A 20,987-nucleotide genomic window follows, 5' to 3' on the forward strand; every position below is an offset into this window, starting at 1 on the left:
TCTTCTCCAATGAAGACAGCAACCTCCCTGCTCGCTCTCGCGCTCGTGTGCTCACCCCTTGCTGCGAATGACGAGGCCGCCCCGCCCAGTCCTGCAGCCGAAGCGGCAAAAGCGCATATCGATCGGATCGCCTCACTTGATGACGCCGGGCCGATGCTCAATGCGGTGATCGTCTACAACCCAGGCGCGCCCGCATTGGCCGCAGAAGCTGAGCGCAAAGGCTTGCCACTGGCCGGACGTACCGTGCTGGTGAAGGACAATATCGAAACCTATGAGTGGCCGACCACAGCAGGATCGCTGGCGCTGGCCGATAATCGCACGGCGCGCGATGCGCCGATGATCGCCAAGCTGCGCGAGCATGGCGGCGTGGTTCTGGGCAAGACCAACCTCAGCGAATGGGCCAATATCCGCAGCGACGATTCGACCAGCGGGTGGAGTGCGGTCGGCGGGCTGACGCGCAACCCGCATGCGACCGACCGAAATAGCTGCGGCTCGTCATCGGGCAGCGGAGCCGCTGTTGCCGCGGGTTTCGCCTGGGCGGCTATCGGCACGGAAACCAATGGATCGATAACCTGTCCGGCCAGCATCAACGGCGTGGTCGGCTTCAAGCCGAGCGTCGGCCTCGTCAGCCGCACGCATGTGGTGCCAATCTCGAGCACTCAGGACACCGCCGGTCCGATGACGCAGACGGTATTCGACGCGGCGCTGCTGCTCGGCGCGATCGCGGGCGAAGATTCGGCCGACCCGGCAACGCAGACAGTGCCGAACCGGCGCGCGGATTACACCGAGGGCCTCGCCCAATTCTCGCTCGAAGGAGTGCGGATCGGGGTGATGCGCAAGCAGGTCGGCCGGCTAGCCGATGTCGAGGCGGTGTTCGAGACGGCGCTTGCCGATCTCGGTCGAGCCGGCGCGGTGCTGGTCGATATCGAGTTCGATCCCAACCGCGACATGTATCGGGACAGCTATACAGTTCTGAAGTTCGAGCTGCGCGAGGAAATGGCCAAGTACCTACAGTCGCTGCCGGGGACCGGCCTGCCGCGCACGCTGACCGACCTGATTGCCTTCAACAAGGCGCATGCCGACACCGAGATGCGCTGGTTCGGCCAGAACGTGTTCGAAGAGGCCGATCAGGAGGCCGACCGCGAGGCCTATGAGACAGCGCGAGCAAACGCGGTGCGGATCGCGGGCGAGGAAACGCTCGACAAGCTCCTTGCCGATCATGACGTGCAGTTCCTGGTCGCACCGACGCGGGGGCCGACCTGGACTACCGATCTCGTCCATGGCGACTATTCGATCGGCGGCATCGGCCTTGGCAGCCCCGCCGCGATAGCAGGCTATCCGCACCTGACGGTGCCGATGGGCGCAGTCGAAACCTTGCCGATCGGGCTCAGCATCATCGGCGGAAAGTGGCAGGACCACGCGGTGCTCAAGGCCGGCGCTGCATACGAAAGGGCGCGAACAGCCGTGCTGCCCGCGCCCTCGTTCAAGCCCTGGCGACCGGCGGACTAACCGCCCGTCGCCGGCTGATTACTTCTTGGCTGCTGCCTTCTTGGCAGGCGCCTTCTTCGCCGCAGGCTTCTTCTCGTCGGCCTTCTTGGAAGGCGCTTTCTTGGCCGGAGCCTTCTTGGCAGCCGGCTTTTTCTCGGCCTTGTCGTCAGCCTTCTTTGCGGCTTCCTTCTTGGCTGGAGCCTTCTTGGCGGCAGGCTTCTTCTCTGCCTTATCGTCGTCCTTCTTAGCAGCCGCTTTCTTCTTGGCCGGAGCCTTCTTCGTGGCGGGCTTGGCCTGGGCGGCTTCCTCCGCCTCAATCGCGGCCTCAAGCTCTTCCTGCGTCACTTCACGCTCGGTGACCTCGGCCTTGTCGAACAGGAAGTCGACCACCTTGTCCTCGTAGAGCGGCGCGCGCAGCTGGGCTGCGGCCATCGGCTCGGACTGGATGTACTGGACGAACCGTTCGCGGTCTTCCGGCTTGTATTGCTGCGCTGCCTGCTGGATCAGCATCGACATTTCCTGGCCGGTCACTTCGACGCCATTGGCCTGACCGATCTCGGAGAGCAGCAGACCGAGACGCACGCGGCGTTCGGCGATTGCGAAGTACTCGTCACGCTCGTTCTGGATTTCCTTGAGCGCGTCCTGCGGGTTTTCCTCACGCGAGGCTTCCTGCTGGAGCTGCGCCCAGATCTGCTGGAATTCGGCGTTGACCATGCCCTCGGGCACCTCGAAGTCGTGGCCGGCTGCCAGCGTGTCGAGCAGCTGGCGCTTCATCTGGGTGCGGGTCAGTCCGGCGGTCTGCTGTTCGAGCTGGCCGCGGATCAGTTCCTTGAGCTTGTCGAGGCTGTCGAGCCCTAGGTTCTTGGCGAATTCCTCGTCAACCTTGGTTTCGGTTTCGACCTTCACCTGCTGGACCGTGACGTCGAACTCGGCTTCCTTGCCCGCCAGGTTTTCAGCCGGATAATCTTCCGGGAAGGTGACCTTGATGGTCTTCTCATCGCCGGTCTTGACGCCGGTCAGCTGCTCTTCGAAGCCGGGAATGAACTGGCCCGAACCGATCACCAGCGGCGCGCCTTCGGCCTTGCCGCCTTCGAATTCGACGCCGTCGACGCGGCCGACGAAATCGATGATCAGCTGGTCGCCTTCACCGGCCTTTTTGGTCTTGGGCGCGTCCTTGTAAGCCTTGTTCTGGCCGGCAATGCTCTCGATCGCTTCGTCGACCGCCTTGTCCTCGACCGGAACGACCAGCTTTTCGAGCTTGAGGCCATCGACCTTAGGCGCTTCGACCGTGGGGAGCACTTCGAGCTCGACCGACAGTTCGGCGTCCTTGCCTTCCTCGTAGCCTTCTCCCAGCTCGATCTTGGGCTGCATCGCTGGACGCAGTTCCTTGTCCTTCATCAGCCGGTCGACCGAATCGCGGATAATGTCGTTGACGGTCTGCGCGTGCAGCTGTTCGCCATGCATCTTCTTGATGAGATTCGCCGGCACCTTGCCCGGACGGAAGCCCGGCATTTTCACCTGCGGCGCGATCTTCTTCACCTCGGCTTCGATCTTCCCGGCGATTTCGCTCGCGGGAATGGTGACTTGATAGGCGCGCTTGAGGCCCTTGTTGGTGGTTTCCTTGATCTGCATGGGATTAAAACTTAAGCCTTTTCAAGAATTTCGTCATGGTCGAGCCACGCACGAGCGGACTGGCGAGCGGGTTGGTGCGGGCGAAGGGACTCGAACCCCCACATCTTTCGATACTGGTACCTAAAACCAGCGCGTCTACCAGTTCCGCCACGCCCGCAACCCGAACGAAGCCGCGCGTCGGGCGCAGCCTCCACGCGTGTAGGGGTGCGCCATTAGTCGGGCCTGCGCAAAAGGGCAAGCGTAACTGGCTTGTTCATCACACTACTCGGCTCTAAAGGCGCGCGTCATGACTGAAGAGACACAAAACGACACCCCGCCCGATCGCCTCTCGGTAAGCCCGCGTTCGGAGTACTTCGATGCCGACAAGCTGCAGCGCGGCGTGGGCATCCGTTTCAAGGACCGGGTCCGCACCGATATCGAGGAGTATTGCATCTCCGAAGGTTGGGTACGCGTCCAGGCGGGCAAGACCATGGACCGCAAGGGCCAGCCGCTGACCATCAGGCTGACCGGCCCGGTCGAAGCCTGGTACGAAGACCTGGGCGAAAACCCCCCGGTCGCCAAGAAGGGCTAATCGGTCGCCCCGCTTGCCAAGTGGCAGGTAAGGGGCCACTTGGCATGGCAAGCATGAAACCGCAGGTCATCATCATCGGCCGGCCCAATGTCGGCAAGTCCACGCTGTTCAACCGGCTGGTGGGCAAGAAGCTTGCGCTGGTCGACGACCAGCCAGGGGTGACGCGCGACCGCCGCCTGGGCGACGCGGAGCTCGCCGGGCTGGAATTCACGGTGGTCGATACCGCCGGATGGGAAGACGAGGACCCCGATACGCTGCCGGGTCGGATGCGCAAGCAAACCGAAGTCAGCCTCGAAGGTGCCGATGCGGCGATGTTCGTGATCGATGCGCGGGCGGGGATTACGCCGCTCGACGAGGAGATCGGGCGCTGGCTGCGCAGCCAGGAAATTCCGGTCGTGCTGGTGGCCAACAAGGCCGAAGGCAAGGCGGGCGAAAGCGGCGTGTTCGAAAGCTACTCGCTCGGTTTCGGAGAGCCGGTTCCCTTGTCGGCAGAACATGGCGAAGGCGTCGCTGACCTGTTCGGAGCGCTTTGGCCGTTGATCGGCGCTGCAGAGGAAGAACGGGCCGCAGCCGAGCGCGCTGGCGAACCGGCCGAGCCCGACGACCTGGTTCTCGGTCCGCTGAAGCTCGCGATCGTCGGCAGGCCCAATGCGGGCAAGTCGACCCTGATCAACCAGCTCCTGGGCGAAGACCGACTGCTGACCGGACCCGAGGCCGGTATCACGCGCGATTCGATCGCGGTCGACTGGAGGTGGACCGACCCCAAATCAGGCGAGGTGCGCGACATCCGGCTGATTGACACAGCGGGCATGCGCAAGAAGCGGAATGTCGTCGAGAAGCTCGAGAAGCTCAGCGTCGCCGACGCACGGCGGGCGATCGATTTCGCCGAAGTCGTTGTGCTGCTGCTCGATGCGACGCAAGGGCTCGAACACCAGGATCTCAAAATCGCCGACATGGTGCTGCAGGAAGGCCGCGCACTGATGGTCGCGATCAACAAGTGGGATGTGGCGGAGAACGCCTCGTCGCTGTTCAACGGCATTCGCGCCGCGCTAGATGACGGGCTGGCGCAGGTCCGCGGGCTGCCTCTGATCGCGGTCAGCGCGAAGACCGGAAAGGGGCTCGACCAGATGCTCGGCGCCGCCTTTGAACTGCGCGAGGCGTGGTCGAAGCGCGTCCCGACGGCTGCGCTCAACCGCTGGTTCGACGATGCACTCGAAGCCAACCCGCCGCCCGCGCCCAAGGGCAAGCGGATCAAGCTGCGTTACATCACCCAGGCCGGCACCCGGCCGCCGCGGTTCGTGGTGTTCGGGACGCGGCTCGACATGCTGCCCAAGAGCTACGAGCGTTATCTGGTCAACGGCATCCGCGCGAAGCTCGGCTTCGACGCCGTGCCCGTGCGGGTCGTGCTCAAGAGCCCCAAGAACCCTTACGACAAGAAGGATTGAGCATGCTCGATCTGCTCGCCACCGATCACACGCTCGCGTCGGAATTGCTCGAACGGACGTCAAGCACCCTCAGGGTGCAGGAGATTGTCCGGCTAAGCCTTGCGCCGGCCTTCCTGCTTGCCGCGATCGGCGCCGTGATGAACGTAATGATGGCGCGGCTGATCTGGGTTGCGGACCGGATCGAGCGGCTAGAGGCACGGATGGAAGACGACCAATCACCCAAGGAGCGCCGCGAACTCCTGCGCCTGCGCCGTCGTCGCCGCCTCGCCCAGCGCGCGGTGATGTTTGCAACTGCTGCGGCCTTGACGATTTCTCTCGTGATCCTGCTGTTGTTCGTCAGTGCCTTCATCAAACCGCAGATCGGCACGCTTACTGCCATTGCCTGGATCGCGACCATGCTGCTGATGATTGCCGCGCTGGTGCTATTCGTAATGGAAACCTTCGTTGCAGCGAGCGGGCAGCGCAGCGAGGATGCGGCCCCCGACGAGGGAAGCTAGCCGGGAGCAAACGAAAGGGGCGGAGCCATTGGCCCCGCCCCCTGATCGTCGAGAGAACCGGATTACGGGTTCATCTTGAGCTCGCGCAGCAGGTAAGTGCCCTTGATCTTGCGGATCTTGTTGTACAGCTCGATCACGGTCTTGTTCGCCTTGTCGCTGTTTTCCTTGCCCCAGGCGGCCATGAACTTGTCGTATTCGGCCTTGCTGGCGTCTTGCGAGGCCATGTCCGGATAGGTGATCCGCAGCACCAGGTTCACCTCGTTGCTGCCATAGGGCACCGCATAGATGCCGTAAGAGGTCACCTGACCCAGTTGCTTGCCGATTTCGTTACCCTTGACCCAAGTCTCCTTGAGGCCTTCGAGGTAGGTATCGAGCTGGCCTTCATCGACCTTGACGTAGGTGAGTTCGATGATCTCTTTCTGTGGAGTGTAGTCTTCCCAGACATTGAGCTGGGCGGCAGCCGGTGTTGCCATCGAAAGTGCCGACGCGGCAACGCAGGCGATGCCGATTTGCTTGAGATAGGATTTCACGTATTTCCCCCTTGTGTCGTTGGTTGCAATGCGACCCACGCACTTGGGAAGGAGAACGGCCCAGTCAGTTTCTCTTTGCCTTCCGCCCCATAAGGCTGAGCGTGAAAGCCAAGCGAGTCAAACCTTAATCGCCCCTTATTGGAAAAAATCGACAGCAGTTGGGGGACTAGCCTTCCTCATCCCCCGCAGGCTTGCTCTGCAACTGGACGTAGTTCTGGAGGCCCATCCGTTCGATCATGTCGAACTGTGTTTCGAGGAAATCGACATGCTCCTCTTCGCTTTCGAGAATGCGTTCGAAGACCTCGCGGCTGACGTAGTCGCGCACGCTCTCGCAATGCTCGATCGCATCTTTTAGCAGCGGGATCGCTTCCATCTCGACTGCAAGATCGGCCTTGAGAATTTCCTCGACAGTTTCGCCAACCTTGAGCTTGTGGATCGCCTGGAAATTGGGGAGCCCTCCCAAGAACAGGATGCGCTCCGCCAGGACATCGGCGTGCTTCATCTCGTCGATCGATTCATGGCGTTCGTATTCGGCGAGGCGCGAGACGCCCCAATCGGCGAGGACGCGGTAATGCAGCCAGTACTGGTTGATCGCAGTGAGTTCGTTGGTAAGCGCCTTGTTGAGGAACTCGATGACTTTCTCGTCGCCCTTCACTGCAAGTCTCCTGGCTGGATTGGAAGTCGCTGATCTATGCGCCCGATGCCTTGGCGAGGCAAGGGGCGAACAGCGCAAAAATGGCGGAATTCCGCCATTTGCGAGCGATTTTCAGTAGCGTTTCGAGCGGTGGGTTTTAGGCGGCCACGGCCTGGAAGCCGGCCTCGCGTTCCTCGAACAGGATCGCGTCTGCATCGCACAGGCACTGACCGCAATTGGGCTGCTTGCCCAACGCGGCATAGGCCGCTTCCGCATCGCCGGAAACATGGCGCGCCACACGGCGGAGCTCCGTCTCCCTGATCGCATTGCAGATGCAGACATACATGTTTGCGCTTCTCCTGCGAGTGATTCGCAAGAGCATATTTATGCGAACAATTCGCAATAGCAAGTGATTTAGCGCTTCAGCGGGAAAACTTTTCCGTAGGTCAGGCACCGCCACAACCATTCGAGCGGGCCGTACCGGAACCGCTCGAGCCAGGGTTTCGACCACGCCAGCATCATCACCCAAGACAACAGGACCACGAGGTAAAGCTGCGGGCGATTGAGCTCTCCGAACAATCCCAAGGCCCAGCCGTGAAAGACGAACAGCATCACGATCGAGGTCCCGAGATAATTGGTGAACGCCGCGCGGCCAGCCGCCGAGATCCGCTGGCCAAGCCAGCCGGTTGCTCTGGGACCATAGAGCGACAGCAATGCCGCAAGGCCCAGCACCATAATCAGGCGCGGGATTGGTGTGATGCCCATGAATGCCGCAAGCGTGCCGTAATACGTGAAGCCGACAGACTTGGTCCAAAGTGCGATAGCGAGGTGAAGCGCACCGCCGACAAGCAGGCCCGTCCAGCCCCACAAGCGTTGCCTCGCAGGGTCAAAGCCTCCACTGAACAAGCCAAGTTTGAAGAGCGCCATACCAAGTAGCATTAACGGCAGACTTTCAGGGAAGAACAGCAGAACATTGGTGTAGGGGTCAGTGCCGTGTTCGCTCATCCGATGCTCGACGAAAGCACCGTAATCGCCCGAGCTCTTTATCTCGTTTTCCGTCGCACCATCATCAATCGCGTATTGTTTCCCTCCTTCAAGGTCATCGCTCATCTCGGCAAATGCCGCTTGTTCACCCAAGGGAGTGTCGGCAACGAAGTGGGTCGGGACCATGATCGCAGCATAGATGATTGCCCCTGCCAGATAGCCGAGCAAGCCGACTTTCAATTGGGTCTTTCCGCGCCATCTCACGCATAACAACAGGATCATCCCCGATATGGCGTAGGAGAAGAGAATATCGCCGAACCAGATCAGGTAGAAATGGACGAGGCCGAACAGCATCAACCAGACGAGCCGCCGAAATTGCAGCCAACGGCCTGAACCACGCACCCAGGCTCTTTCGAGGAACAGGATTATTCCCGCGCCAAACAGGAGGGTGAAAAGCCCGCGCATCTTGCCGTCGATCAGCACGAATTGCGCGATCCACATCCAGCCGCCCTCGTCGCCATGCGGAACGAGGAAACCGTCGGGCCACATGTAGGCGGCAAAGGGTTGCCCGAAGGCAACGATATTGGCCGCGAGGATACCCATGACAGCAACCCCGCGAATGAAATCGAGCGAAGCTATGCGCTCGCCGCCGCCAACGGGCTGATCCGGCGTCGCTACGTGTTCAGCCAATTCTTCGCTTGAACCAGGCGCATCTTGCGCCTGCGCTTCTATCTCGCTCATCCATTGCCCCACCGTCTCTTGCCGCGGGGGTGTGCATCAATCAGTTACGCGTCACAAGACAGTCTTGACCCGAGGCCTTCAGTTTCTGGCACGCAGTGCCGGCCGCGTCTCGGCTGTCGAACCCGCCCGCAAGCACGACTGTAACCTTGCCGCTGGGCTTGAATATCTTCTTCGCGCCTGCAAGTTCGGGGCGGCCCGAGAGCTTGCTCCAGAGCTTCTCCGCATTGCCGGGCACGCCGAATGCCCCGAGCTGGATTGCCCATGGGCCAGTTCCAGCGGCCGCCTGTCTCACGGCAGGAACCGGCGCAGGTGCAGTTTGGGTGGCGCTGCTCGACGCGGGCGTCGCAACGAAATCGGCCCCGGCGGTTGCGGGCATGTAGCTGGGCCCGCTCGCATTCGAGGGCGCGATCGGTGCAGTTGCCACCCTGCGCGGCACTCGCGGTGTCGCGTCTTCGACCGGAGTGGCCGGTTGGGCGAGGTCGGCCTGGGCCAGCACGGCGGTCCGGCGCGCATCACTTGCGGTCTTGATCTCTGCTGCCAGCGACTGCGCCATCTGGCGCTGTTCGGTCGGGATAAAGCTGTCCATCTGTGTCAGCGCCGATGCTGCCTGCGGCAGGCCGGCGGCGTGGGAGAGCGTCATCAGTGCATAGGCGCGGACCCAATCCTTGGGCGCCAGGTCAGCGTTGAAGTGGGCGAGCCCCAGAATGTACTGCGCGCGCGGATCGCCACGGTCGGCGGCATCGCGTATATAGGGCATCGCATCCTCGCGCTTGCCCTCCTGGAACAGCAACATGCCGTAGTTGTCGGCGGCTTTCACATGGCCATTGGCGGCCGCTGCGCGATACATTTCGCGGGCGCGATCCATGTCGGTAGGTACCCCCCGCCCCAGGCGATAGGCTTGGGCAAGGTTGAATTGCGCATCGGGATCGCCCTGTGTGGCTGGCCCCTGCCATTCGGCGACGGCGGCCTCGTAATCGCCGCGCGACCACGCATCGACGCCGTCCTTGACGCTGGCAGCAAGCGGCGCGGCGAGGCATAGCGACGCTGCGACCCCTGCAAGCAACAGGCTCGATTTCGGTCCGATGGTCTGCACTGCAATCCCCTTCTCTCACGCGCATCGAAATGCCGGTTCTACGGCTTCATGGTAAATACCACGTTAGCAAAACCGCGCCCGCTTTCGGAGCGCGCGAAGAGACCCTCGTTAACCCAATATTAGGGGTATCCTGCGATCCCCCACAAATGAAGCCGTCATAGGCTTGAAGATCATTGGGGCTAACCAGGGGGACCCAGGCTTTGCGTGTACTAGCATTGGCATCGCAAAAAGGCGGATCGGGGAAGACTACTCTTTCCGGTCACTTGGCCGTCCAGGCTCAGCGCGCAGGCGCAGGCCCGGTTGTACTTATCGACATCGACCCGCAGGGCTCGCTCGCCGACTGGTGGAACGAACGCGAGGCCGAATATCCGGCATTCGCCCAGACCACCGTCGCTCGCCTCGCGAACGACCTCCAGGTCCTGCGTCAGCAGGGCTTCAAGCTGGCAGTCATCGATACGCCGCCAGCCATCACCATGGCGATCCAGTCGGTGATCGGTGTCGCCGAGCTTATCGTCGTTCCGACCCGCCCCAGCCCGCACGACCTGCGCGCCGTGGGTGCCACGGTCGACCTGTGCGAACGCGCCGGCAAGCCGCTGGTGTTCGTCGTCAACGCGGCGACGCCCAAGGCCAAGATCACTTCGGAAGCAGCCGTTGCACTTTCGCAGCACGGCACGGTCGCTCCGATCACGCTTCACCACCGCACCGATTTTGCCGCCTCGATGATCGACGGCCGTACGGTGATGGAGGTCGACCCCGATGGCCGCAGCGCCGCCGAGGTTACCGCGCTCTGGAAGTATATCTCGGATCGTCTTGAGAAGAACTTCCGTCGTACCGTTTTCGCGGCTCCGAATTCGCAGTCGCAGATCCCGGGTGCCAACCGCCCCGGTGGTGGCTTCGGCCGCCGCGTCGCCCAGTAACGGGCAAAGCAAGGAGCGCGCATCGCCATGACCGAAGCCAGCTTTGCCTCTCTCAGCCCCACCCTTCTCGCACGCAAGGGTGGCGCCAAGCCTGCAATGCGTCCGCAGCTCGGTCCGATTCCTAACCCGACCGCCGATAGTCTCGAGGATCTGGGCTGGAACGACATGGGCCATGACGACGACGAGGCACGGACCGCCGAAGTCGTCCAACTCAAGCCGGCGAATTCGGACAGCCAGGCCGACCAGCCAATCGTCCGCAAGCAGGTCGAACAACTCGCCAAGAGCATTGAACAGGACAATTCGGTGACCCCGGCCAAGCCTGCCAAAGCGCGCAAGAGCGCGATCAAGCAGGGCAAGCGCGCCGCCTTCACGCTGCGCCTCGACGCCGACCGCCATTTGAAACTGCGGCTTGCCGCAACCATGCAGGGAAAGAGCGCGCAATCGCTTGTGACCGCCGCGCTCGACGCCCTGCTCGACGAAATTGATGATCTCGAATCCTTGGCCGCTCGGATGAAGCGGAACTGAAGGATGGATGCGCTGAAAGAGGGGGATAGACGATGAGTCGTACCGCCAAGAAGAAGCCGATGATTGGCCCCAAGATGAGCCTTGCCGTTACCACGGCATTGGCCAGTGTCGCGCTGGCAGGCTGCAGCACCAATGCTGCACCGCTGGCCGAGACCTCGTTCCAGAAGGCACAGGTCGCGCTGGAGAAGGGGCAGGTCGACAAGGCCATCGCGCATGCCGAAGCTGCGGTTCTCTCCGAACCGCGCAATTCCGGTTATCGCGCGCTGCTCGGCGCAGCCTATCTCGAAGCCGGTCGGTTCGCCTCGGCAGCCACCAGCTTCAGCGATGCGATCGAACTGGGCGACAGCGACCCGCGCACCGTGCTGAGCTACGCGCTCGCCGAAGTCGCGCTCGGCAATAATGCTGCAGCGGTCGACATGCTCAACCAGTGGCAGGACGAAATCGGCGGCGCCGACCTCGGCCTCGCACTGGCGCTTGCAGGCGAGACTGACCGCGGTGTCCACATCCTGGGCAATGCGGTTCGCGCTGGCGACGAAAGCGCCAAGGTTCGCCAGAACCTGGCCTATGCCTACGCGCTCCAAGGCAATTGGCGCGCCGCCCGCGTCATGGCGGCAGAAGATGTCCCGGCCGACCAACTCGACCAGCGCCTCAGCGACTGGGCTGAAAGCGCGCGTCCGGAAGACTACCAGCGCCGGGTCGCGAGCCTGCTCAACGTCGCTCCCGCCGCCGATGGTGGCCAGCCGACGCACCTTGCGCTCGCCAACTTCCCCAGCCACGGCATGATGGTGGCCGAAGCCGCTGCCGAAATCCCGGCCGAAGACGCCACGATGCTGGCATATGGCGATGTCGATGGCGAAGAGCTGCCGGCAGCAGATGTGCCGGGCCAGTTCGCGGTCGCCGAAGAATACTACACTCCGGTTGCCAGCGCAGAACCTGCATCGCGCTACGTCTCCAACGAGGTCGTGCAGGCGCTCCCGGCAGGCTATGTCGAAGCGCGGCCGGCACCGGTTTCGCGCGTTGCCGCCAACAGCACGCAGCGCCGTATGGCGGCCACGGTCGATCAGACCGAAGGCACGCATCTGGTGCAACTGGGCAGCTTCTCGAGCCGGGCTGGCGCCGAACGCGCCTGGTCGATCTACCAGAAGCGCTATTCGCAGCTCTCGGGTCGCGAAGCTGTGATCACCGAGGCCAAGGTCAAGGGCAAGACCTACTACCGCGTTGCCGCCGCCGGTTTCGGCGCTGCCAGCGCCCGGGCGATGTGCTCGACGGTCAAGGCGACCGGCAAGGGTTGCTTCGCCTATGCGGAAAGCAGCCCCATGCCGGGTACGGTAGCGAGCCAGCGCCGCTTGGCCGCCCGATAAGCCAACTCACTATTTCAGCGAGACTGCCCCCGGCACCGCAAGGTTCCGGGGGCCATTTTTATGCGCCGTAGAGAATTCCGGGCATGACCGAGTGCCACCAGGCCGAATTCCACAGGAGATTCACGATGATCGCCGAGGGCACCATGATCGCGGCGTAGATCAGGTAGGCCTTGTGGACCCCGCGCCCGCGATAGATGTCCCACACCAGCATCGGCAAGATTGCCAACAAGGGCCAGAAATCCATCGTCAGCGGAGAATCCGGCAGCGTGTGCGGCAGGAAAGTCATCCTGTCGAACGCGGCCGGCAAGGGTGCAATCGTAGCGAGGATGATCATCCGCTTGTGCAATTCGGAATCGTTCCGGCGCGCGCGCAGTGCAATGAACACCATCAGTAGGAAACACACCCCGATCCGAAACTGCGCGATCGCGATATTGGTCATGAAGTGTAGAAATTGCTGCGTCTGCTCGATAGCTGCCGGCGGCGCTCCTTCGGAGAAGGCAACCACCAGCCTAAGGTTCACAGGCACCAGGACCACGCCTGCCAGCACCAGGGCGGGCGCCAGGATCATGCCAAGTATGCCCAGCTGCATATGCATCCCTCTGCGCCCGGTCGCCATCAGCGTGGTTTGCGCCAGCAACAGCAACATCCAACTGCCCATCAGGACTGCGTGAACATGCATGACCATCGGAAAGGGTGGTCGTTGCCCCTGCGCCACCGCATCCATCTTCATCAGCGAGTCCGGGATAAAACCGACCAAGACGATGGCGATCAGGAACACCGCCATGAAAACGTAAATCCAACGATCGATGAACGCGGTCAGCGTTCCCTCGACCGGCGCGTGCACGTGCGACGCATTCGATTCTGCGTGAGTAGCCAAGCCCCCCTCCCCACCATGAGGAACGCGGCCCTGCGCCGGACTCTACACCTTTCCGACCCTGATGGAAATCGGCCAGATAGGATTAGTCGACCGAAACGCCGCCCTTGAACAAAGCGGTCACCCGGCCTTGCGTCGGCTGGCCATCGAACGGCGTGTTATCGGCGGTCGATTTCATTTCCCGGCGGTCGATGATCCAAGGTTTTTCGGGATCGATCAGTGCAACATCGGCTTCAAATCCCATGCGCAGTTCACCGGCATTCACCCCAAGCAACCGGGCCGGATTGCGCGCGAGGAGGTCGAACGCCCGCGGCAGGTCGATGACTTCGTCCCGCACCAGCGTCAGCGTCATCGCCAGCAATGTTTCCGCCCCGGCCATGCCTTCGGCCGCATCGGCATAGGGCAAGCGCTTATCCTCCGCCCCGCGCGGATCGTGGCCCGACGCGATGACGTCGATCGTCCCGTCTCCGATCGCCTCGATCACCGCCTTGCGATCCGCATCGAGCCGCAGCGGCGGCGACAGCCGGGCGAAGGTCCGGAAGTCCGCGGTTGCCAGATCGGAGAGCATGAAATGCGCAGGCGTAACGCCCGCCGTGACATTGACCCCGCGTGCCTTGGCCGACCGCACCAGTTCGAGCGAGGCCCGCGTCGTCACCTGGCGAAAATGCAGCCGCGCGCCCGAGATTTCGGCCAGTGCGAGATCGCGTGCCACCGCGAGTGCTTCGGCCTCTGCCGGGGCGCTCGGCAAACCCAGACGGGTAGCCATTTCGCCTGCGGTTGCAGCCGCGCTGCCCACCAGTCCACCGTCTTCGGCATGGGTTACAACCACCAGGTCGAGCATGGCGGCATATTGCAGCAAGCGCAGCATCACCCCGCTGTCGGCGACCCAGCGGCGCCCGGTCGCAACGCCGCGCGCGCCTGCGTCCTTCATCAGCGCTATCTCGGCCAATTGCGCGCCCTTGAGATCGCAGGTCGCAGCGGCAAGCGGATGGACCCACAAGTCCGGCTTGCCGCTCTTTGCCATCAGGTTCACCCGGCTCGGATAGTCGAGCGGGGGAGACTGGTCGGGCATCAAGGCCGCGCGCGTGATCCCGCCGAAGTGGAACGCGGGCTTGTCGATCGCGAAGACGCCCAGATCGACCAGGCCAGGCGCAATGACCTGGCCCCTGGCGTCGAGGGTTTCGTCGCCGTCCTGCGCCTCGATCGAACCGACCGAGGCAATTGCGCCATCGACCAGCCTTAGTCCGCCATCGACGAGGCCGTCGGGAGTGACGACGCGGCCATTGACGATCGTGAGGGGGCGTTGCTGTTTCATGCCCAGCCCTCCACACCGCGCGCCTTGCGGGTCAATATGTCGAGGCAAGCCATCCTGATCGCGACCCCCATCTCGACCTGCCGCGTGATAATCGAGCGGTCGAGCATGTCGGCCACTTCGCTGTCGATCTCGACCCCGCGATTCATAGGGCCCGGGTGCATGACCAAAGCGTCAGGCGCGGCGCGCTTCAACCGTTCCCTGGTGAGGCCGTAAAGGTGATGATACTCGCGCTCCGACGGAATGAACTGGCCCTGCATCCGCTCGTTCTGGAGCCGCAGCATCATCACCACATCGCTACCATCGAGCGCGGCGTCGAAATCGTGGAACGTTTGCGCCCCCATCGCTTCGACTCCCACCGGCATCAGCGCTGGCGGCGCGCACAGACGGACCGAAGCACCGAGCGCCTGCAGGCACAGGATATTCGAACGCGCGACGCGGCTATGCAGGATGTCGCCGCAGATCGTGACCGTCAGCCCGGTGAAGTCTTCGGCCGCCTCGCCGCGTCCACGCAGAGCATGGCGAAGTGCAAGCGCATCGAGAAGGGCCTGCGTCGGATGCTCGTGTTGCCCGTCGCCTGCGTTGAGGACCGGGCAATCGACCTTGCTCGCGATCAGGTCGACCGCCCCACTCGAACCGTGTCGGATGACGATGGCATCTGCACGCATGGCGTTGAGCGTGATCGCGGTATCGATCAGCGTTTCGCCCTTCTTCACCGAGGATTGCGCGGCATGCATATTGACTACGTCGGCACCCAACCGCTTGCCAGCAATCTCGAAGCTCAGCAGCGTTCGGGTCGAATTTTCGAAGAAGGCATTGATGATCGTCAGCCCGGCGAGCCGGTCGACATGCTTCGAGCTTTGCCGGTTGAGCTCGACCCAAGGCTCGGCCTCGTCCAGCAGATAGAGGATTTCGTGCCGTTCAAGCTGTGCGATGCCAAGCAGGTCGCGGTGCGGATAGGCCAGCGAACCCGCAGGATAGCGGGCGCTGTGCGAGGTGGTGTCCGTCGATGTCATTAAAGCCACGCCCTTAGTCGAAGGGTGTCGACCGCTCAACCTTTTCCTTGGCCGCTTTCCATTGGAAGTTTCAGGCACAACCCCTAGATTAGCCCCGACATTAGGCAATTTGGGGCGCATATGAGTTTCGCAGGCAAGATTTGGCGGCTGCTGGTTGGCATTAAGGACGGGCTGGCCCTGCTGTTCCTGTTGCTGTTTTTTGCGCTGCTCTTCGCGATCCTATCCGCCCGCCCCAGCCCTGGCCTCGTTCGCGACGGCGCGCTGCTGCTGGAACTGGACGGCTATGTGGTGGAGGAGCGCAGCGAAGTCGATCCGCTGCAGGCATTGCTGGCGCAAGAGGCGCCGGTCGGCGAATACCCGGTCCACGAATTGGTCGCAGCCTTGGAAGCGGCAGCCACCGACGACCGTATCAAGGCGGTGGCGATCGATCTCACCCGGTTCCTTGGCGGCGGACAAGTGCACCTGCAGGAAGTGGGCGAAGCGATGGACCGCGTGCGCGGGGCAAACAAGCCGGTCCTGACCTATGCCGTCGGCTATATGGACGACGGCATGATGCTGGCGGCGCATGCAAGCGAGGTGTGGCTCGATCCGATGGGCGGAGCGATGATCGCCGGACCTGGAGGCAGCAATCTCTATTACGGCGAGCTGATCGAGAAGCTCGGCATCAACGCCCATGTCTACAAGGTCGGCACCTACAAGTCGGCCGTCGAGCCCTATTCGCGCAACTCGATGTCGGAGGAATCGCGCGAAAACTACACCAGCCTTTACGGCGCTCTGTGGGAAGAGTGGCAGGCAAATGTGAAGAAGGCCCGCCCGGCGCTCGATCTCGCCCGGGTCACCGGCCAGCCCGCTGAATGGGTCGCGGCGGCAAAGGGTGATCTGGCGCAGGCCGCGCTTTCGGCGAAGCTGGTCGACAAGCTTGGCAGCCGCATCGATTTCGGCAAGCGCATGGCGGAACTCGCTGGCAAGGACGATTGGGATGACGCACCGGGTTCCTATGCTTCCACCGGGCTCAAGCCCTTTCTGGCCGATATTGGCGACAAGAAGCCAGGCAAGGCGATCGGCGTCGTCACCGTCGCCGGCGATATCGTCGATGGCGATGCCGGCCCCGGCTCGGCGGGTGGCGACCGCATCGCGCAGTTGCTCGACGACGCGCTCGACGACGATCTGGCGGCCTTGGTGGTGCGAGTAGATTCGCCCGGTGGATCGGTGCTGGCCTCGGAGGAAATCCGACGCGCGATCATGCGTCACAAGGCCAACGACATTCCCGTCGCGATCTCCTTCGCCAATGTCGCGGCGAGCGGCGGCTATTGGGTCGCGACCGCGGGGGATCAGATTTTTGCCCAGCCGGAAACCATTACCGGCTCGATCGGCGTGTTTGCCGTGATCCCGACATTTGAACAGACCGCAGCCAAGATCGGGGTCAATCCCGACGGTTTCCGTACCACCCCGCTGTCGGGCCAGCCCGACCTCGTCGCCGGCTTCACGCCCGAGGTCGATACCATCCTCCAGGGCTCGGTCGACAACATCTACACCAAGTTCGTTGCGTATGTCGCGAAAGCGCGCGGGATGACGCCCGCCCGGGTCGACGAGGTGGCGCAGGGCCGCGTCTGGGACGGCGGCAGCGCGCGCCAACTTGGCCTTGTCAGCCAGTTCGGCGGTCTCGACGACGCGGCCGAATGGGCGGCGAAGGAGGCCGGGCTCAAAGAAGGCGACTGGCACCTTGTCCGTCTCGGTTCTTCAGCCGATCCTTACGAAACGCTGATCCGTCGCATGCTAAGCGACGATGCCAAGCAGGCACATAAGGCAGGCGCCGATCTCTTTGGCGTCATCGCCCAGGGCCAGCAGGAATTTTCGGCGCGACTGGCGCTCGATCTCGACCGACTGCTTGGCGCGCGCGGGGTGCAAGCCTATTGTCTCGAATGCCCGAAGTCCGGTCGCGTGGCCGCCCCTGCGCAAGGAGGCGTCGGGTCGAGCTGGTTGGAGAGCGTGCTGGGCTTCTTCGCCAAATAGCCCGCGCTTAGCCCTCTGTGGCTTCGATGCCGCGCGCAATCAAGAGGTTGACCTCCTCGGCAATCCTGTCGAGGTCCTCCCGGCCTTCGCCCCATACGGCGTAGCGGAGGCCAACAAAAACGTTCATTCCCATCAGGGCCCAGGCGTGCACCTCGCCCAGCCCGCCGCGCAGCTCGCCACTGTTGCCACCACCCTTGAGGCGTTCGACAAAGCGATCGGCAATAGTTTCGTAGTGGCGGCGATAGCTGGCGGGATCGACGAATTCCGCTTCATCGATGATCCGGTAGATCTCGCGATGTTCGCGCGCAAACTTGAGAAAGTCGGCCAGGGCCGCGCGCTCGACCTCCAACGCCCCCATGCCTTCGTGGATGGCCTCGCGCGCGCTGGCCTTCACCGCCTCGCTCATATCCGCAACGAGGGCCCGGAACAGCGCGTCCTTGCTGTCGAAATAGGTGTAAAACGTGCCCAGCGCGACATTGGCGCGCCCGGTAATCGAGCTGATCGAAGCCTCGTGAAACCCCTTTTCACCGAATTCCACCGCCGCCGCATCGAGCAGTTTGCGCAGGGTGCGTCGTCCGCGCGAAGTGCGCGGTGTCTTGTCGCTCGCAGCAGCTGGCTGGTCCATCGAAATTCTCTCCCCCGCCCCGGAAACTAAGCGGTGCGATCACGCCGCGCAAGTCTGAACTTGAAAGTTGGTTCAACTTTCAATATTGGAGACCGGACTTGGACTCAGGGAGAGTGTTTGATGGCTTGTTCGGCTCGAATTCCTACTCACGCTTGGTTGACCGGCTGCGCCGGTGCAGCGCTGGCAATCGCACTCGCGCCGTCGGGCGTCGCCGCGCAAGACAACGCGGGCACCGGCGTGGAAGGGGAGGCCAATGGCAACGTCATCGTCGTGACTGCCCGCCGCCGCGAAGAGCGCGCCATCGATGTTCCGATCGCTGTCACCGCTATCTCGGGCGAGCAACTGGCGAACCAGGGGGCGCTCGATCTCACCGATGTCGGCAATTTCGCGCCCAACGTCACGCTGGAGAGCTCGCGCGCGACTAACTCGACGCTCTCCGCCTTCATTCGCGGGATCGGGCAGCAGGATCCCGTTTCCGGCTTCGAGCAAGGCGTCGGCATCTACCTCGACGACGTTTATCTCAATCGACCGCAGGCGGCCGTCCTCGACATCTACGACGTCGAACGGATCGAAGTCCTGCGCGGCCCGCAGGGGACGCTATACGGTCGCAACACGATCGGCGGCGCGGTCAAATACGTGACCAAGCGTCTGCCGCAGGACTTCTATCTCAAGGCACGTGCTACCTACGGCACCTACGACCAGGCCGAAGGGGTCGTGACGGTCGGTGCGCCCCTGGGTGATCTCGTCCGTGTCGGCGGTTCTCTCGCCCGCCTTTCGCGCGGCGGCTTTGGCGACAATCTCACGCTGGGAATTGAGAACTACAACAAGGATATCTGGGCCGGCCGTGCGAGCCTCGAAATGGGCGGTTATGGCGAGCCGGTATTCCTGCGCATCCAGGGCGACTACACCAAGGACAAAAGCAATCCGCGAGGCGGCCACCGCCTGATACCCGGCCTCGTCTCGGGAGCCCCTGTGCTAGACAACGTCTTCGACACGCGCGGTGGGCTGAACGATCCGGAACAGGAAGTCGAAGCCTATGGCGTGATGATGAACGCTGAGATCGAACTGTCCGATGCCCTCACGCTGAGGTCGATCTCGGCCTTCCGCAAGGACAGCACCGATACGCCGATCGACTTCGACGCGCTGCCGGCGGTCGATCTCGATGTTCCGGGGAGCTACTTCAACGAGCAGCTGAGCCAGGAAGTGCAGCTGCTGTGGGACGATGGCGGCGCGTTCAGCGGCCTGGTCGGGTTCTATTACCTCGACGCCAAGGCGGACACGCTGTTCGACGTCCGGATCTTCACTACGTTCCCCGGACTGACCGCCTTCACCGAAGCCGATGTCGATACCGAAACCTATGCCGTTTTCGGAGACTTCACCTTCGACGTGACTGAGCAGATCTCGCTCTCGGTCGGCGGGCGCTACACCTGGGACGAGCGTTCCGCCTCGATCCTGCGCCAGAACTATCTCGGCGGCGGGTCACCAATCTTCGGTGGCGCCGGCGTTCCCTTCGGCGCGCCGAGCACCGATTTCTCAGGTAGCCGCGAGTTCAAGAAATTCACGCCACGCGCCTCGGTCAGCTTCATGCCGACGCCCGATCACAATATCTACGCCAGCTATTCCAAGGGCTTCAAGGGCGGTGGCTTCGACCCCCGCGGGGTCGGTGCCAATGCCCCCGATCTCGACGGCAATGGCAGCCGCTCTGATGCGGAAGTCTCTGCCTTCCTCAGCTTCCGACCCGAAGAGGTCGACAGCTACGAGCTGGGCTACAAGGCTTCGCTTGCCGGCGGCGCGGTCAATCTCGCGCTGGCTGCCTTCTATGCCGACTACACCGACGTCCAGATTCCGGGTTCGGTCGCCTGCACCGTCGGCGGTCTGCCGACCTTCTGCGGCGTGGTCTCGAATGCAGGCAAGGCGACCTTCAAGGGCCTCGAATTCGAAGGTAATGTCCGGCTCGGCAGCGGCTTCAACCTCGCGCTTTCGGCAGGCTGGATCGACGCCGAGTATGACGAGTACATCACCAATATCGGCAACACCCCGACCGACGTCGCCGAGTTTCGCGAGGTCCAGAACACCCCGGAATTCACCGGGTCGGCCAATCTCAGCTACACTCTCCCCGTCGGCGAGGGCGATCTCTACCTGGGCACCGGCGTCAGCTACCGCAGCAAGACCTACCAATTCGAGATTCCCAATCCCTATATCGACCAGGATGGCTATGCGCTGGTCGATGCCAGCGTGATCTACAAGGCGCCGGGCAACCGTTGGTCGATTGGTCTCTACGGCAAGAACCTGTTCGACAAGGAATACAAGACCAGCGGCTACACCTTCGTCGCCACCAATCCGACGACGGGTGCCATCATTCCCGGCGCCAATGGCCAGCCGATCCCGACGCTTGGCCCGGAAGGAACGCTGACCGCGTTCTACGGCAATCCACGGCAGGTATTCCTGACCGCAACCATCGAATACTGACCCGCTCCTCCCAGGGGTCAGCGCCTGAAACGGTCGGTGTGCAAGGGCCAGCGCCCGGCCCCGGCCGTTTCATTTGCGTAATCCGGTTTCGGCCAAAGTCGGCACTTGCCAAGCGGCAGTACCCGTGGCAATTGCGCGCCCCTGTCCGGCAGGCCAAGGGCCGCCTAGACGACCGGACGGGCGCGTAGCTCAGTGGTAGAGCACACCCTTCACACGGGTGGGGTCGCAAGTTCAATCCTTGCCGCGCCCACCATTCTCCC

19 protein-coding genes and 2 tRNA genes are annotated in these 20,987 nt (G+C 62.8%); 10 read left to right on the forward strand and 11 right to left on the reverse strand.

The window, feature by feature from the left end; all coding sequences use genetic code 11:
* Positions 1 to 9 precede the first annotated feature (9 nt).
* Complete coding sequence (locus tag P7228_RS03365; protein WP_278016813.1) at positions 10 to 1,509, forward strand: amidase; 1,500 nt, start codon at positions 10 to 12, stop codon at positions 1,507 to 1,509.
* An 18-nt stretch (positions 1,510 to 1,527) separates the two neighbouring features.
* Here the strand turns inward: P7228_RS03365 and tig are convergent, their stop codons facing one another.
* Positions 1,528 to 3,120 carry a trigger factor gene (gene tig / locus P7228_RS03370; RefSeq protein ID WP_278016814.1) on the reverse strand — a complete coding sequence of 531 codons (1,593 nt, stop codon included), beginning with the start codon at positions 3,118 to 3,120 and terminating at the stop codon, positions 1,528 to 1,530.
* Between the two features lie 72 nt (positions 3,121 to 3,192).
* Positions 3,193 to 3,277: transfer RNA gene (locus P7228_RS03375), tRNA-Leu, on the reverse strand.
* Between the two features lie 129 nt (positions 3,278 to 3,406).
* On the opposite strand from P7228_RS03375, the gene P7228_RS03380 reads away from it, so the two are divergent.
* From P7228_RS03380 to P7228_RS03390, 3 genes are read left to right on the forward strand one after another with little or no spacing between them, the layout of a single operon-like run.
* Positions 3,407 to 3,691, forward strand: a complete 285-nt coding sequence (locus P7228_RS03380) for a DUF3297 family protein (RefSeq protein WP_278016815.1) — start codon at positions 3,407 to 3,409, stop codon at positions 3,689 to 3,691.
* Positions 3,692 to 3,744: 53 nt separating this feature from the next.
* Positions 3,745 to 5,136, forward strand: coding sequence for a ribosome biogenesis GTPase Der (gene der / locus P7228_RS03385; protein ID WP_278017696.1), 1,392 nt, complete (start codon positions 3,745 to 3,747; stop codon positions 5,134 to 5,136).
* 2 nt (positions 5,137 to 5,138) lie between these two features.
* Entirely contained in the window at positions 5,139 to 5,633 is a 495-nt protein-coding gene (locus tag P7228_RS03390; protein WP_278016816.1) for a DUF2721 domain-containing protein, read from the forward strand.
* A 62-nt stretch (positions 5,634 to 5,695) separates the two neighbouring features.
* On the opposite strand, the gene P7228_RS03395 is transcribed toward P7228_RS03390, so the two are convergent.
* The 5 genes from P7228_RS03395 to P7228_RS03415 all read right to left on the reverse strand — a co-directional run bounded on the left by P7228_RS03395 (position 5,696) and on the right by P7228_RS03415 (position 9,615).
* Positions 5,696 to 6,163, reverse strand: coding sequence for a hypothetical protein (locus P7228_RS03395; RefSeq protein WP_278016817.1), 468 nt, complete (start codon positions 6,161 to 6,163; stop codon positions 5,696 to 5,698).
* 166 nt (positions 6,164 to 6,329) lie between these two features.
* Entirely contained in the window at positions 6,330 to 6,818 is a 489-nt protein-coding gene (gene bfr, locus P7228_RS03400; RefSeq protein WP_278016818.1) for a bacterioferritin, read from the reverse strand.
* Between the two features lie 136 nt (positions 6,819 to 6,954).
* Positions 6,955 to 7,143, reverse strand: coding sequence for a (2Fe-2S)-binding protein (locus P7228_RS03405; protein WP_278016819.1), 189 nt, complete (start codon positions 7,141 to 7,143; stop codon positions 6,955 to 6,957).
* A 68-nt stretch (positions 7,144 to 7,211) separates the two neighbouring features.
* Positions 7,212 to 8,522 (reverse strand): DUF418 domain-containing protein, encoded by a 1,311-nt coding sequence (locus tag P7228_RS03410; RefSeq protein ID WP_278016820.1) that lies wholly within the window; start codon positions 8,520 to 8,522, stop codon positions 7,212 to 7,214.
* Between the two features lie 40 nt (positions 8,523 to 8,562).
* A complete protein-coding gene (locus P7228_RS03415) occupies positions 8,563 to 9,615 on the reverse strand; it encodes an SPOR domain-containing protein (protein WP_347402852.1) in 1,053 nt (350 codons plus the stop codon).
* Positions 9,616 to 9,815: 200 nt separating this feature from the next.
* On the opposite strand from P7228_RS03415, the gene P7228_RS03420 reads away from it, so the two are divergent.
* The 3 genes from P7228_RS03420 to P7228_RS03430 are packed head-to-tail and all read left to right on the forward strand — an operon-like array spanning position 9,816 to position 12,418.
* Positions 9,816 to 10,532: a ParA family protein gene (locus P7228_RS03420; protein ID WP_278016821.1), complete on the forward strand. Its 717-nt coding sequence runs from the start codon at positions 9,816 to 9,818 to the stop codon at positions 10,530 to 10,532.
* A 27-nt stretch (positions 10,533 to 10,559) separates the two neighbouring features.
* Positions 10,560 to 11,057 carry a hypothetical protein gene (locus P7228_RS03425; protein WP_278016822.1) on the forward strand — a complete coding sequence of 166 codons (498 nt, stop codon included), beginning with the start codon at positions 10,560 to 10,562 and terminating at the stop codon, positions 11,055 to 11,057.
* Positions 11,058 to 11,089: 32 nt separating this feature from the next.
* Positions 11,090 to 12,418 (forward strand): SPOR domain-containing protein, encoded by a 1,329-nt coding sequence (locus tag P7228_RS03430; RefSeq protein WP_278016823.1) that lies wholly within the window; start codon positions 11,090 to 11,092, stop codon positions 12,416 to 12,418.
* A 58-nt stretch (positions 12,419 to 12,476) separates the two neighbouring features.
* On the opposite strand, the gene P7228_RS03435 is transcribed toward P7228_RS03430, so the two are convergent.
* The 3 genes from P7228_RS03435 to P7228_RS03445 form a co-directional block, all read right to left on the reverse strand.
* Complete coding sequence (locus tag P7228_RS03435; RefSeq protein WP_278016824.1) at positions 12,477 to 13,295, reverse strand: hypothetical protein; 819 nt, start codon at positions 13,293 to 13,295, stop codon at positions 12,477 to 12,479.
* Between the two features lie 82 nt (positions 13,296 to 13,377).
* Positions 13,378 to 14,607 carry a dihydroorotase gene (locus P7228_RS03440; RefSeq protein WP_278016825.1) on the reverse strand — a complete coding sequence of 410 codons (1,230 nt, stop codon included), beginning with the start codon at positions 14,605 to 14,607 and terminating at the stop codon, positions 13,378 to 13,380.
* Complete coding sequence (locus tag P7228_RS03445) at positions 14,604 to 15,620, reverse strand: aspartate carbamoyltransferase catalytic subunit (protein ID WP_278016826.1); 1,017 nt, start codon at positions 15,618 to 15,620, stop codon at positions 14,604 to 14,606. Before P7228_RS03445 ends, P7228_RS03440 begins: the two co-directional genes overlap by 4 nt.
* A 120-nt stretch (positions 15,621 to 15,740) precedes the next feature.
* On the opposite strand from P7228_RS03445, the gene sppA reads away from it, so the two are divergent.
* Positions 15,741 to 17,633: a signal peptide peptidase SppA gene (gene sppA / locus P7228_RS03450; RefSeq protein ID WP_278016827.1), complete on the forward strand. Its 1,893-nt coding sequence runs from the start codon at positions 15,741 to 15,743 to the stop codon at positions 17,631 to 17,633.
* 7 nt (positions 17,634 to 17,640) lie between these two features.
* On the opposite strand, the gene P7228_RS03455 is transcribed toward sppA, so the two are convergent.
* On the reverse strand, positions 17,641 to 18,258 hold the full coding sequence (locus P7228_RS03455) for a TetR/AcrR family transcriptional regulator (protein WP_278016828.1): 618 nt from the start codon (positions 18,256 to 18,258) through the stop codon (positions 17,641 to 17,643).
* A gap of 120 nt (positions 18,259 to 18,378) precedes the next feature.
* Between P7228_RS03455 and P7228_RS03460 the strand changes: the two genes are divergently transcribed.
* Both P7228_RS03460 and P7228_RS03465 read left to right on the forward strand, forming a co-directional pair.
* Entirely contained in the window at positions 18,379 to 20,727 is a 2,349-nt protein-coding gene (locus tag P7228_RS03460) for a TonB-dependent receptor (RefSeq protein ID WP_278016829.1), read from the forward strand.
* A gap of 178 nt (positions 20,728 to 20,905) precedes the next feature.
* A tRNA-Val gene (locus P7228_RS03465) sits at positions 20,906 to 20,980 on the forward strand.
* Positions 20,981 to 20,987: the final 7 nt, after the last annotated feature.

Source organism: Altererythrobacter sp. CAU 1644 (assembly GCF_029623755.1).
Taxonomy (GTDB): domain Bacteria; phylum Pseudomonadota; class Alphaproteobacteria; order Sphingomonadales; family Sphingomonadaceae; genus Erythrobacter; species Erythrobacter arenosus.